Annotated in this window: 11 protein-coding genes; 4 read left to right on the forward strand and 7 right to left on the reverse strand. The window is 45.0% G+C overall.

Annotated elements, in window-relative coordinates:
• Positions 1-62 precede the first annotated feature (62 nt).
• The 4 genes from ICE94_RS00415 (at position 63) to ICE94_RS00430 (ending at position 6,093) form a co-directional block, all read left to right on the forward strand.
• Entirely contained in the window at positions 63-2,465 is a 2,403-nt protein-coding gene (locus tag ICE94_RS00415; RefSeq protein ID WP_216147256.1) for a PAS domain S-box protein, read from the forward strand.
• Between the two features lie 5 nt (positions 2,466-2,470).
• A complete protein-coding gene (locus tag ICE94_RS00420; RefSeq protein ID WP_216147259.1) occupies positions 2,471-3,094 on the forward strand; it encodes a response regulator transcription factor in 624 nt (207 codons plus the stop codon).
• Positions 3,094-3,939 (forward strand): bifunctional methylenetetrahydrofolate dehydrogenase/methenyltetrahydrofolate cyclohydrolase FolD, encoded by an 846-nt coding sequence (folD, locus tag ICE94_RS00425; protein WP_216147262.1) that lies wholly within the window; start codon positions 3,094-3,096, stop codon positions 3,937-3,939. The genes ICE94_RS00420 and folD overlap by 1 nt, the downstream gene beginning before the upstream one ends.
• Before the next feature lie 72 nt (positions 3,940-4,011).
• Entirely contained in the window at positions 4,012-6,093 is a 2,082-nt protein-coding gene (locus ICE94_RS00430) for a M3 family metallopeptidase (protein ID WP_255539031.1), read from the forward strand.
• Here the strand turns inward: ICE94_RS00430 and xth are convergent.
• The 7 genes from xth to ICE94_RS00465 form a co-directional block, all read right to left on the reverse strand.
• Entirely contained in the window at positions 6,085-6,873 is a 789-nt protein-coding gene (xth, locus tag ICE94_RS00435) for an exodeoxyribonuclease III (RefSeq protein ID WP_216859810.1), read from the reverse strand. The two genes, ICE94_RS00430 and xth, sit on opposite strands and share 9 nt — an antisense overlap.
• Before the next feature lie 94 nt (positions 6,874-6,967).
• Positions 6,968-8,410 carry a nitrogen regulation protein NR(I) gene (ntrC, locus tag ICE94_RS00440; protein WP_216147268.1) on the reverse strand — a complete coding sequence of 481 codons (1,443 nt, stop codon included), beginning with the start codon at positions 8,408-8,410 and terminating at the stop codon, positions 6,968-6,970.
• A 24-nt stretch (positions 8,411-8,434) separates the two neighbouring features.
• Entirely contained in the window at positions 8,435-9,565 is a 1,131-nt protein-coding gene (gene glnL / locus ICE94_RS00445; RefSeq protein ID WP_216147270.1) for a nitrogen regulation protein NR(II), read from the reverse strand.
• Between the two features lie 9 nt (positions 9,566-9,574).
• The gene (glnA, locus tag ICE94_RS00450; RefSeq protein ID WP_216147273.1) at positions 9,575-10,990 is read right to left on the reverse strand and encodes a type I glutamate--ammonia ligase; all 1,416 of its coding nucleotides are present in this window, start codon (positions 10,988-10,990) and stop codon (positions 9,575-9,577) included.
• Between the two features lie 202 nt (positions 10,991-11,192).
• Positions 11,193-12,011, reverse strand: a complete 819-nt coding sequence (locus tag ICE94_RS00455; protein WP_255539034.1) for a molybdopterin-binding protein — start codon at positions 12,009-12,011, stop codon at positions 11,193-11,195.
• Positions 12,004-12,843, reverse strand: coding sequence for an EI24 domain-containing protein (locus tag ICE94_RS00460; protein ID WP_216147276.1), 840 nt, complete (start codon positions 12,841-12,843; stop codon positions 12,004-12,006). The genes ICE94_RS00455 and ICE94_RS00460 overlap by 8 nt, the downstream gene beginning before the upstream one ends.
• On the reverse strand, positions 12,810-13,790 hold the full coding sequence (locus tag ICE94_RS00465; RefSeq protein WP_216150805.1) for a sterol desaturase family protein: 981 nt from the start codon (positions 13,788-13,790) through the stop codon (positions 12,810-12,812). The genes ICE94_RS00460 and ICE94_RS00465 overlap by 34 nt, the downstream gene beginning before the upstream one ends.
• Positions 13,791-13,792: the final 2 nt, after the last annotated feature.

Raw genomic sequence — 13,792 nt, forward strand, 5'->3', positions numbered from 1 at the left:
ATTTGTATATCGATCGCATACTGCCGCGAGCGATCAAGTACAAATCGTCGAGCTATTCCCTATTGTTCACCCCAATTTTGGCCATCGTGTTATTTACGCTGGCTATGACCTTAATTCTTTGGACACTCAATTACCAAAATAAAAGCCAACAGGAATACACGCTCTATCGCGAGACTGCTTACGCAAAACAACGCATTCAAAATCGCTTTTTGAATAATGAAGAAAAGTTATTAGAGCTCAGCCGCGAAATTAGCAACTCAGTAAATCAAATGCGCTATCCAGATGCCATGCTGAAATCAGCCACGCGCTTGATTCAGGATAGCCCTGAAATACTGCACATTCGCTGGATTGACCGTGAACAGAATAGACTTTGGAGTATTCCTGTCAATGCTAGCGGTCGAGAATGGTTCGACCGAAGTGGTTCTAAAAAAATCATTGACGAAGAGTTAAATCGACTCTTTACCGAGGCTGTAGAAACGAATAAGCCTGACTACGGTCGCATACTCAAACTCAAACTAGACACACAAAATAATCACAGCGCTGAAAGAGAAGCCATCTTTTGGCACATCACACCGATTATTCAATTTGGTAATGTCATCGGCGCGGTCGCTGTTCTTTATTCAGTTAAGGGCATTGTTAAACACACCATACCCAGTGAACTGAACGGCATCTATCGATTTAAGTTACTCGATGCGTACGGTCAGGAGGTAGCCATCTCCAATCCAAGACGCACCCCCGAAAAATCTCTGGAACATACAGTCACCCTAGATCGACCTTCGGTAGGTCTGAGCTTACATGTAGACAGCTATCCACCACCCACTAACCTCACCTATCGTACATTACTGTGGCTAGTCATTGGTTTGTCGGCGTTTGTTTTGTGGAGTCTATGGTCAGTTTGGAGTGAAAGTAGACGTCGCTATATTGTGCAACGGGAACTTCAGACGGAAACCAATTTCCGTAAGGCCATGGAAGAATCCATGACGATTGGTATACGAGCACACGATATGACTGGCCGCATTACCTATGTGAATCCAGCCTTCTCCAAAATGACAGGTTGGAGCAAAGATGAATTAGTGGGTATGGAAGCCCCTTTCCCCTTCTGGCCAAAAGAATATCAAGCTGAACTCATCAAAAAGATGCAAATTGCCCTGCAGGGTAAAGCCCCCAGCACAGGTTTCGAGGCTGTCATGGAGCGTAAAGATCACACACGGATCAATACCCGGACTTTTGTGTCACCGCTAATCAATGAAAAAGGTGAGCAATCAGGCTGGATCAGTTCCATCGTCGATATTTCTGAGCCAATCAAAGCTCGTCAGGAACTAGCTCTTGCCCATGAGCGTTTTACAACCGTGCTTGAAAGTCTAGATGCTGCGGTCTCAGTGATATCACTGCAAAGCGGTCAATTACTTTTTGCCAATAAATATTACCGAGAGAACTTCGGCAACCACCCTAAAACTCACTTAGACCTTGCTGGACATGAAATCGAACCATCCGATGTAGATGCTCTCGATATGGATGGAGTTGATGGCTTTGCAGGGCTACCCGCATCCGCCCTCACCCCGATTAACTCAGACTCACGCGAAGTCTTCATCGACAAGACTAAACAGTGGTTTGAAGTTCGTCGTCGTTACATTTCCTGGATTGATGGCCACCTCGCCCAGTTAATTGTGGCCACCGATATCAGCACTCGCAAAAAAGCTGAGGAAATGGCAAGGCAACAAGAAGAAAAAATGCAGTTTTCAAGTCGCTTGACGACGATGGGTGAAATGGCCTCCTCATTGGCTCACGAACTTAATCAACCATTAGCTGCCATTAGCAACTACTGCACTGGGATTGCCAATCGTCTGAAGTCAAGAAATGACTACGATATTGAAAAGGATATCTTACCGGCGATTGAAAAGGCCACCAATCAAGCCCACCGAGCAGGAACGATCATTTCCAGAATTAAAGGATTTGTTAAACGTAGCCAGCCACAAAGTAAATTAGTCAACATTCAAGAAATCATTGATGACTCCATTGGCTTAGCAGAAATCGAAGCTCAAAGATACGGTGTTAGGTTTCAGAGTATTTATGAAACGAATTTACCCCAGATCTTCGCAGATCCCATTTTGCTACAACAAGTAGTGGTGAATTTACTTAAAAATGGCACCGATGCAGTTAAGACTATTGAATCTAATTTAAGGAAGCTGATTCGAATTGAAGTTCGTGTGATTGAAACTCCTGAAGGAGACATGTTACGCATACAAGTCAGTGATCAAGGCCCTGGAATTCCTTTAGAAATCATAGAGCGCCTCTATGAACCATTCTTTAGCACCAAGACTGACGGCATGGGTATGGGGCTGAATATCTGTCGTTCTATTATTGAATCCCACCACGGTCGCTTGTGGGTGGAAAATAACGCGACCGAAAAAGATCCAAGTCGACCCGGCTGCACCTTTACAATACTACTTCCTATTAGAAATTAACGGCTATGAACAATAAAACTGAAATCGTTTATGTTGTAGATGATGATGAGGCTGTCAGAGACTCATTAACTTGGTTACTAGAAAGTAATGGCTACACAGTCAAATGCCAACCTAGTGCCGAAAAATTTCTGCAATCCCTGCAAAACGATAATAGAGACACCGTCGCTTGTTTAATTCTTGATGTTCGTATGCCTGGAATGTCAGGACTTGAACTTCAAGAACGTCTATTAGCAGAAGGCATCCCAATGCCCATCGCTTTCATTACTGGCCATGGCGACGTATCTATGGCGGTCTCTACGATGAAAAAGGGAGCGGTAGACTTTATTGAAAAACCCTTTAAAGAGAGTGAACTCAAAACACTGGTAGAAAAAATGTTGACGCGTGCTCGCGTAGATTATGCGAAGGCTGACCAACAGAAAAATACTCAAAGTTTGCTAGGCAAGTTAACTGGCCGAGAAAAACAAGTATTAGAGAGAATCGTTGCCGGTCGCCTGAATAAGCAGATTGCTGACGATCTCAATATCTCCATAAAAACAGTCGAAGCTCATCGTGCCAATATTATGGAAAAACTTAATGTCAATACGGTCGCAGACCTATTGCGTCTAGCACTCTCGGAGACCAATCAATAATGCCTGCCCAACTGCTTGACGGCAATCAACTGGCCAAAAAGATTCGACTCGAGATTGCAACGCGTACAGCACTGTTAATTGCCAAAGGCAAAAAACCAGGTCTCGCGGTATTACTCGTCGGGGAAGATCCTGCTAGCCAAGTCTACGTTCGCAACAAAGTGAAAGCGTGCGAAGAAGTTGGTATGTATTCAATTTTGGAACGTCATCCAGCCGAGCTCAGTGAAACCGCTCTTCTAAAGAGAATTCATGAGCTCAATCTCGACCCTCAGATTAACGGTATTTTGGTGCAACTACCTCTGCCTGCTCATATTGATAGTCACCGCGTCATTGAAGCGATTGCACCCGAGAAAGATGTGGATGGTTTTCACGTTGCCAATGCCGGTGCACTCATGATTGGAGCTCCGCTCTTTAAACCCTGTACGCCCTATGGTTGTATGAAGATGCTAGAGAGCATTGACTACCCTATTAAAGGCGCACGTGCAGTCGTGGTTGGTGCATCTAATATCGTGGGAAAACCCATGGCTATGCTTTTACTAGCAGCTGGCGCCACAGTCACGATTTGTAACAGTAAAACTAAAGACCTAGCAGCGCATACCAAAGAAGCCGATATCTTAGTGGTGGCTACAGGTAAGCCTAAGATGATTACCGGCCAGATGGTTAAATCGGGAGCTGTAGTTATCGATGTGGGTATTAATCGTCTACCCGATGGCAAGCTGTGCGGCGATGTTGACTTTGACGAAGTGAAATACAAAGCGGGCGCCATCACTCCCGTACCCGGAGGCGTTGGGCCGATGACCATCACCATGTTATTACTCAACACCTTGGAGGCTGCTGAGCGCAGCTAAATCCATCTTGGGCTTGTGGTTCAATTCTTAGATTGAACTGATTTTTTTTGCACTTAGATGCATAATTTAGTCATGAACCCACTACTAGCCATCGGTCATGGTCTGCCGAACTATCAGGCCATTTGCGCGCAGGATATTCAACCCGCCATTAGCGAGCTATTATCCAAAGCAGAAGCTGCGGTCGCCAAATCAACCGCTTCTGATACGGCAAACACCTGGGATGACTTAGTAGAACCGCTTGAAGAAGCGACCGAGGCATTAGGCCGTGCCTGGGGCGTCATTGGCCATCTGAATAGTGTCAAGGATAGTCCTGAGTTACGGGATGCCTACGGCGCGATGCTGCCCGAAGTGACTGCATTTTGGAGTCGCTTGGGACAAAACTTAGAGCTTTATAAAAAATATAAAGCCCTGAAAGAAAGTGCTTCATTTTCAAGCTTGAATACCGCGCAAAAAAAGGTGATTGAAAATGCCTTGCGTGATTTTCGTTTAGGGGGCGCTGAACTGAGCGATACTGAAAAACCGAGGTTTTCAGAAATTCAAGAACGTCAAGCCACACTAGCAAAAGAATTTTCTGATCATGTGCTCGATGCCACAGATCAATTCGTCTACGCAACAGATAAGCCTGAGGATGTCGCAGGAATACCAGAAGATGCTCTAGCGAGCGCAGCACAATTAGCCCAAGAAAAAGGACTGCGTGGCTGGGCATTTAGTCTTCACTTCCCATCGTATTTTCCAGTCCAGCAGTACGCAAACAATCGTACCCTGCGTCAAAAAATGTATGAGGCCTACGTAACCCGTGCCTCCGAATTGGGTCCTCAGTATGGTCAAGGTCAAGCTGAGTGGAATAACCAAGCGAATGTTTTAGAACAACTACGTCTCAGAGATGAGGAAGCAAAAATGTTGGGCTACGCTAACTATGCCGCGCTAAGCCTCGCTCCCAAGATGGCCAAAACAGTTCAGCAGGTTGATCAATTCTTAACTGACTTTGCCAAACGAGCACAAACATTTGCACGTCAAGACTGGTCTGAGTTAACGGCTTTTGCCAAAGAACATTTACAACTAAGTAAGCTCGAGCCTTGGGATGTGGCATATGCATCAGAAAAATTAAAAGAAGCTAAATACTCTTTTTCAGAACATGAAGTTAAGCAGTATTTCCCGCTACCCCAAGTACTTAAGGGTTTATTCATGGTAGTACAAACGCTATTTGGCGTTCGTATTGAAAAAGATGCCTTACCCGTATGGCATGACACCGTAGAGTCCTTCAAAGTTATCAATCAGCAAGAGGAAGTTGTAGCCCATTTTTATATAGACCCCTACGCCCGACCTGGTAAAAGAGGTGGGGCTTGGATGGATGACGCAAGAGGCCGTCGTTTGTTGCCTGATGGAAAAATTCAAACACCTGTTGCTTACTTGGTTTGCAACTTCCCTGCTCCCGTCACTATCAATGGCGTGACTAAACAACCTACGATCAGCCATGACGATGTCATCACCATGTTCCATGAATGCGGCCATGGTCTACATCACATGTTGACTCAGGTGAATACCTTGGGCGTATCTGGTATCAATGGCGTTGAATGGGATGCGGTTGAGTTACCCAGTCAATTCATGGAAAACTTTTGCTGGGAATGGGAAGTCTTACAAAAAATGACCGCTCATATTGATAGCGGTGAAAGTCTGCCACGTCATTTATTTGAGAAGATGATTGCGGCAAAAAATTTCCAAAACGGGCTAGGTACGCTCAGACAACTTGTCTTCTCACTGACTGACTGGCGCCTGCACTCTAGCTTTAATCCCCATGAAGCAGATCAAAGTGCTGTTTTGCAATTATCGAGGGCAATCAATGACGAGTTTCACGTCATTCCTCAATCTGATATCTCACGTTGGCCCTACACTTTCAGCCATATATTTGCTGGTGGCTACGCAGCAGGCTACTATAGCTACAAATGGGCAGAGGTTCTATCAGCAGATGCCTATGCAGCCTTCGAAGAAGCTGCAGAAAAGACCGGTTCAATCTTAAATGCTGAAGTCGGCCAGCGCTATCAAAGAGAGATATTGGCAGTGGGCGGTAGTCGCAGTGCTGCTGAATCCTTTGTGGCATTCAGAGGTCGAGAGCCAGAAATAGACGCACTGCTACGCCACGGTGGTTTAGCTTAATGTAGCAATGATGGGCGTATGATCTGATGGCTGCTCCCAAGTGCGTGGCAGCTTATCTACCTCACAGGCCAGGCAGTCTTTAGCTAGTTGTGCACTCAGTAAAATGTGGTCAATGCGTAAACCTGCATTGCGTCTAAACGCCATCATTCGATAATCCCACCACGTGAATGTCTTCGGCGCTTGCTCAAACAGTCGAAATGCGTCCTGAAAGCCCAGTTCAAGCAAGCGTTTAAAGGCCTCTCTCTCGGGTGGCGATACTAAATTTTGTCCAAGCCAAGCTGTTGGATCATGAACATCAGCATCCTCCGGAGCAATGTTGTAATCCCCCAGTAAAGCTATGTTTTCATGCTTTTGTAATTCAGCTTTTAGCCACTCCTCAAGTGCTGACAACCACAACAACTTGTAATTAAATTTATCGCTACCTGGGGCCTGACCGTTCGGGAAATAAGCAGAAATGAGTCGTACTGGCGCACGTCCCTTAAATGCTATGGTGGCGGCAATAATGCGTTGCTGCTCATCTGCAAATACAGGGTTATTTTTCTGCAAACTCAGAAATGTCGTTTGAGGATCCGTCGCTGTTGCAGCCAAAGCAGCTCGACGAACCACCAAGGCTACCCCGTTATATGTTTTTTGACCAGCAGTGACAGCCCAATACCCCGCTTCTTCCAAGTCTTGATGAGGGAACTTATCATCGGTCAGCTTCAACTCCTGCAAGCAAACAGCGTCAATCGGCTTTTGCTCTTTTTCGCAATGCTTTAGCCACTGCACAAGATGCGGCATGCGCACCTTAATTGAATTTACGTTCCAACTAGCAATACGAATCAAGGTCGTCGCACCCGTCGAGTCAAAATCATATTATCAACTAATTCTTGAATTAGTTATCAATACCGAGCTCTTGTAGTTTCCTAGTAATCGTATTCCTACCGATACCCAATCGCTCTGCAGCTTCAACCCGTCGGCCACGTGTAATTTCAAGTGCAGCAGTCAATACCGCCCTTTCGAACTTCTTTTCAAGCAGATCAAAAACAGATGCATCGCCCGCTTGGAGTAAGTTTTTCGCCGCCAATGCCAAACCTTGTTCCCAATCTCCCGCAGATAGAGTAGCCAAAGGAATACCACTTCCCAAATCAGTAACCTTACTCTCATGCCCCATGATTAATACATCGGGTGGCAAGTCCTGTGGTCCTATCACTTGAGCAGGAGCCATAACCGTTAGCCAATGACATAAATTTTCTAACTGACGCACATTGCCTGGGAATGGCAACTGAGTAATCAGAGTCATAGCTTCATCAGATAAGCGCTTGACCTCCATACCTAAAGATTTCGCCGAAACTTGTAAGAAGTGACGTGCCAAGAGTGGAATATCCTCTTTGCGTTCACGTAAAGAAGGTAAACGTAAGCGTATGACATTCAAACGATGAAAGAGGTCTTCCCTAAACAGTCCTTGGGCAACTCGTTCTTCTAGATTTTGATGAGTGGCAGCTATCACGCGAACATTAGCTCGCAATGAATCATGACCACCCACACGATAAAAGTGTCCATCAGACAAGACTCGTAACAGACGAGTCTGCAAATCAAAGGGCATATCACCGATTTCGTCTAAAAATAGAGTCCCTCCCTCAGCCTGCTCAAAGCGGCCACGACGCATGGTCTGTGCGCCCGTAAACGCCCCTCGTTCATGTCCAAATAACTCAGACTCTAATAAATCTTTGGGAATGGCCGCGGTATTCAGCGCAATAAATGGTCCACCCGCCCGCGGACTATGTTTATGTAACGCTCGAGCCACTAATTCTTTACCACTTCCAGACTCGCCGGTGATGAGGACAGTTACATTAGACTGAGATAAGCGACCAATTGCACGGAATACATCCTGCATTGCGGGTGCCTGACCCAACATCTCCGTGTTATCTTTCATACGCTCGACAACTTCTTTACTTTGCGTTTGCAAACGTAAACTTTCATCAACAGCGCGTCGAATCAATTCCACAGATTTACTGACATCAAAAGGCTTAGTGAGGTACTCAAACGCACCGGATTGGAATGAAGATACTGCCGAATCCAGGTCTGAATAGGCCGTCATAATGATGACAGGAACATTAGGGTGCTCTGCCTTCACCTGTTGTAATAAATCGATACCATTGCCTCTTGGCATACGAATATCAGAAATTAGGACCTGAGGCTCTTCTTCACGATCAAAAGCATCCAAGACATCCTGGGGATTACTAAAGCTCTTATAAGGCATATTTTCGCGTTGCAGTGCTTTTTCTAGCACCCAGCGGATCGACTGATCATCGTCTACTATCCATACTGGTTTCATGATAAGAACCTCATTGTTATTCGTTTATTTTTTTCTAAATGGCATTTGTATCTGAAAATCAGTACAACCCGGTTTACTTTCACATGCAATAAAACCCTGATGCTGCTGGACATAAGTCTGAGCGAGAGTTAAACCCAAACCACTACCACCTTCTTTTCCGGATACCAGAGGGAAAAAGATCTTGTCTTTAATTTCTTCGGGTACACCCGGTCCGTTATCAATTACATGCAAATCTAATGCCAGTTTGTGCCTATTTTTTGCAATCGTGACATTTCTGGCTACACGCGTTCTTAACTCAATGACCGCATCACCCTGCTCTATTTGAACTCTTAAGGCTTGGGCCGCGTTATGCACAATATTTAGAACCGCTTGAATAAGGGCTTCCTTATCGCCTAAAAAATCAGGTAAAGAAATATCGTAGTTACGTTTAATCACAAGACCGTGCGAAAACTCCGCCAAAACTAAACTGCGAATTCTTTCGAGAACCTCGTGAATATTGAAGTATTCATCGACATGAGCCTTACGGTGCGGAGCCAGGAGTCGATCGACTAATGACTGCAAGCGATCTGACTCTGAAATAATGACTTGCGTATATTCATGTAAGGCTTTGTCGGGCAATTCCATTTCCAACAACTGGGCTGCGCCACGAATACCGCCCAGGGGATTTTTAATTTCATGCGCCAGATTGCGCATTAATGTTTTATTGGCTTCGACTTGCTGCTTCAAACGGCTATCGCGCTCACTTTGAAGTTGTTGATCTAAAGGTAACCACTCAATCAATACAACCTGAGGTTGATTTAACTTCGCAACGACAACATGTGCATGAAAAGCATCATGATCAGGCCGAGCCGGACCTGGCCCCAAAAGCAAATCCTGACGACGCACCTCTGAGTGGTCTGGGTCAAGCTTTTCAAGCATTTCAGAGAGTTCAGGTATGTGACCAAATAAGTCATACAAACTTAAACCTTCTAATACCTTGATAGAAAGATCAAGGCTGACCTCAGCCGCAGGATTGGCATAAATAACTAATTGCTGAGATTGATCAATCAAAAGAACTGCATTAGGCAATTGATCCCATGCAGCGTAGGGAGAAAAAAGGGCAGCCTGAGCTGCCCCTTTCACAGGGTGGCCTAGTGTTTCAGGCGCCCCCTTCATATGACTCAATTAGAGTGAGTAATACATATCAAACTCGATTGGGTGTGCAGCCATACGGAAACGTGTGACTTCTTCCATCTTCAAGTCGATATATGCATCAATCATTGAGTTTGTAAATACACCACCACGTGTTAAGAACTCACGGTCCTTATCCAAGTTCTCAAGAGCTTGGTCTAGGCTGTTACAAACTGTTGGGATCTTTGCATCTTCCTCTGGTGGCAAATCATACAAGTTCTTGTCAGCTGCTTCTCCAGGATGAATCTTATTTTGAATACCATCCAAACCAGCCATCATCAATGCTGAGAAAGCCAAGTATGGGTTAGCCAAAGGATCTGGGAAACGTGTCTCAATACGGCGGCCCTTAGGATTTGCAACATAAGGGATACGAATAGAGGCAGAACGGTTACGTGCTGAGTATGCCAACTTCACTGGCGCCTCAAAACCTGGAACCAAACGCTTATATGAGTTGGTACCTGGGTTTGTGATCGCATTTAATGCACGGGCGTGCTTGATAATACCGCCGATGTAATAGAGAGCTAATTCAGACAAACCTGCGTAGCCGTTACCAGCAAACAAGTTCTGACCATCTTTCCAAATAGACTGGTGGACGTGCATACCAGAACCATTGTCACCAACAACAGGCTTCGGCATGAATGTGGCAGTCTTACCATAAGCATGCGCTACGTTTTGAATCACATACTTTTGCAAAATTGTCCAATCAGCGCGCTGAACGAGTGTGCTGAACTTCGTACCTAACTCGTTCTGGCCTTGACCAGCCACTTCATGGTGATGAACTTCAACTGGAATGCCGAGTGATTCAAGAATCAAACACATTTCAGAACGCATATCTTGGAATGTATCTACTGGAGCCACTGGGAAATAACCACCCTTCTTACCTGGACGGTGGCCTGTGTTGCCGTGCTCAAACTCAGTCGCTGATGACCATGGTGCCTCTTCAGATTGAATCTTGAAGAAACAGCCCTGCATATCATTACCCCATGTCACGCCATCAAAAACAAAGAACTCTGGCTCTGGACCGAAGTAAGCCGTATCACCAATACCTGTAGACTTCAAATAGGCTTCAGCGCGCTTCGCAATTGAACGTGGGTCACGATCGTAACCTTTACCATCTGATGGCTCGATCACATCACAAGTCAACACCAATGTTGGCTCTTCATAAAATGGATCGATATAAGCTGTATTCGCATCTGGCATCAAGAGCATGTCAGACGCTTCGATACCCTTCCAACCAGCAATTGAAGAACCATCAAAAGCTTGACCGCTTTCAAACTTGTCTTCATCAAACGCTGAAATAGGCACGGATACGTGCTGCTCTTTACCTTTGGTATCAGTAAAACGGAAATCAATGAAAGTAACTTCCTTTTCCTTCACCAGCTTCATTACATCTGCGACGCTCTTGGTCATGCAATTCTCCTGTTAAACAAACCTATATGACTCACAATTCAATTTACATTGAACTACCTGATTCCACATATGCACGAACTATGCCAATCTCATATATCGTGATGCTCACGATTGTATGGCATCTCAATAGGCTAGCTACGATTATATGCTTTATTTTGGTGCATATTTGCACCAAAATAGGAATAAATGGTGAAAATTCACCTTATTTGTGCACTTCATGAACTTCGTTGCCCGAGGAAATAACTCCTGCCTTGAGCTCATCGTAGGCCAAGCGCACTTCTTCGGGGGATCCTTTAACGCCTAATTCAATATGGCGCTTTGCAAATATACCTGAACGTGCGGGATCGCCCACCGAGGGCAAGCTAAATACTTTGACACTAGCATGCCGAGATTCGATCTCTTGCATCAGTGGCGTTAACTGAGCCTCCATAGCCAGTGGAACGATAAAACTTTTCTCCGCAAACTCTTGGCGATGACATAAATCTGGATAGATCGTATCTAAAACCCAAATCATCATCGGCTCAGCCATCACTGGAAAACCGGGGGTAAAGTAATGTTCGTGAATACTGAATCCTGGAATCTGGTTATAGCTATTGGGGATGATGGCACTACCGACAGGAAATTCACCCATTTGTAGACGTAATTTATTTTCAACAAGGTCTAAGCTAGCTTTGGCAGGATCATCTGCTGCCAAGGTACGAATTCGATTCAAAATAAGGTCTCTAGCCTCTGAATGCAAGTGAAGGGGTAGACCCAAAGCCTGTGCGGCACACTGTCGCGTATGGTCATCTGGAGTCGATCCAATCCCACCCGTACAAAACACAATATCGCCCGAAGCAAAGCTTCTTTTTAGAGTCGCCGTGATTTGCTCAGGATCGTCACCCACATACTCAGTTCCACTGAGTTGCAATCCCCGCTCAGATAAGAGCTCAATCAACTTGGCCATATGCTTATCTTGACGACGTCCAGAGAGAATTTCATCACCAATCACAATGAGGCGAAAACGACGCATATTAGGCATGTATCTGAATTCCTTGAGATAGTCTTAAGTCTTGTAACTCTTGTAATAAATAATAAGCGAACCAGAGTGACGAGAATATGAAAACGCAAGAATAGATCCACAAGACAAAAATAGAGACTATCGGGAAAAAGACGAAAGTCAATACTGAACCAGCCCAGAAGAAAGTCGGCAAAGCGCCCATCAATCCGCACAAGATACCCATCACCCATAAAGACTTTCTACAGCGCGACATTAACACTAATCTCTCTGAATGACTGGCATGGTCAGCTAATACATCAAATGACATCAAGCGCATGGTCAACCAGCCCCAGATGAGTGGAGGAATGACAGCAACCATCGGAGGGAACCACCATAAGGGGAAGCTCAGCACCAATAAAATCAGGGCAATCAGCGTCACTTTCACCGTCTCCCAGAGACTTTTAACCAAGCCACCTTCTTCATGGGATAAGAGGTGCTGAAAACGACTGCGCCGGGATAAATGGTCAATCACATGCGGTACTGTGGTGATTGATATGTAAATTAGAAGCGAGATACCAATTAGGGGGATCAAGCAGACCATTAACAGTAATGGCGCCATAACAGCTCGCCATTCTTGAAGGCTGGTTTGACTCACAGCATCATTAAGCCATGTACCTAAAGTGGATTCCGTCATCAGTTGGAGAATAAAAAGGAGTGCCGCTTCCCAAATAAAGAAAATCACCACAGCCCAAATCACACCAATGAGTAATATTGGTTTTAGAGTTAACCACATCATGCGTGGCGTAAAAAATGTACCTAGGGCTAAAAAAAGACTACGAATCAAGACTGCCACACCCTTTTCAGTGCTAGCCAAGCATGCCGCATTCCCTGCCATTGGTGCACGATAGGATTGGCAGCGGCCTCAAATTGCCGCACACCTGTCGGATATGGCCTATTGTCAAAAATAGCTGTCTTAAAGAGCATATCCCACCAAGGGAATAAGACACCAAAATTACATCCCCCCAGCACACCGGGTTTGCCTGGTACCTCATAACCCAAATCAATTGCATGGTGATAACGGTGGAAACGAGGTGAAATAATCATGTACTTCAATATGCCGTGATCAAAATCCAAATTACCATGCTGCCAACTCTGAATCAATTGGCTTAGAGCTACCAATGCAATATATTGAATCGGTTCGACCCCGATCGCTAAGGCGATGAAAGCAAAAAAGGCGGAGTGCCCCAAATCATCGAGCACATGGTTACGATTATCAGACCAAACAGTCATATGTCTTTGACTGTGATGCAAAGCATGTAATTGCCACCACCAATTCCAGCGATGGGATGCGCGGTGATACCAGTATTCAAAAAAATCAATGATGACAAGATAAATTAAAAAGCTTACCCAGGGAATAGACGTGACACCAGGTATCCAGTTTTCAACATTCATCGTCTGAATGCGCGCATCATGCAAATAAGCCTCCAAGGCAAAAAACCAAGAGGAAAATAAAACAAATAAGACCAACTTAAACAAACCCAAACGATGAATCAAGGTGTAAAAAATATCGATAGCCACAGCTATACGACGAGCACTTGTGTGCTCAGCAGAAATTTTTTCTGCAGGAAATATTTTTTCAAGTGGCGCTATCAAACACGCGATGATGAGTACTTGAATCAAACCCAATACAAACCAGTCCACCCCACCAACCGCATCATCGGCATAACCCATTCCACCCGTCCAATACAAGACAGGCATCACAATCTCTTGAAGTAAGAACTCTTCAAAACGAGCGTAGTACAGATTGAATAAATCCCACATCA

The organism is Polynucleobacter sp. MWH-Loch1C5 (genome assembly GCF_018881775.1).
Lineage (GTDB): Bacteria > Pseudomonadota > Gammaproteobacteria > Burkholderiales > Burkholderiaceae > Polynucleobacter.

Excerpts from the sequence above, each read along its gene's own strand:
- ICE94_RS00420 (WP_216147259.1), top strand. The coding sequence starts at position 2,471 with ATGAACAATAAAACTGAAATCGTTTATGTTGTAGATGATGATGAGGCT.
- folD (WP_216147262.1), top strand. The coding sequence starts at position 3,094 with ATGCCTGCCCAACTGCTTGACGGCAATCAACTGGCCAAAAAGATTCGA.
- ICE94_RS00430 (WP_255539031.1), top strand. The coding sequence starts at position 4,012 with ATGAACCCACTACTAGCCATCGGTCATGGTCTGCCGAACTATCAGGCC.
- xth (WP_216859810.1), bottom strand. The coding sequence starts at position 6,873 with ATGCCGCATCTTGTGCAGTGGCTAAAGCATTGCGAAAAAGAGCAAAAG.
- ntrC (WP_216147268.1), bottom strand. The coding sequence starts at position 8,410 with ATGAAACCAGTATGGATAGTAGACGATGATCAGTCGATCCGCTGGGTG.
- glnL (WP_216147270.1), bottom strand. The coding sequence starts at position 9,565 with ATGAAGGGGGCGCCTGAAACACTAGGCCACCCTGTGAAAGGGGCAGCT.
- glnA (WP_216147273.1), bottom strand. The coding sequence starts at position 10,990 with ATGACCAAGAGCGTCGCAGATGTAATGAAGCTGGTGAAGGAAAAGGAA.
- ICE94_RS00455 (WP_255539034.1), bottom strand. The coding sequence starts at position 12,011 with ATGCCTAATATGCGTCGTTTTCGCCTCATTGTGATTGGTGATGAAATT.
- ICE94_RS00465 (WP_216150805.1), bottom strand. The coding sequence starts at position 13,790 with ATGTGGGATTTATTCAATCTGTACTACGCTCGTTTTGAAGAGTTCTTA.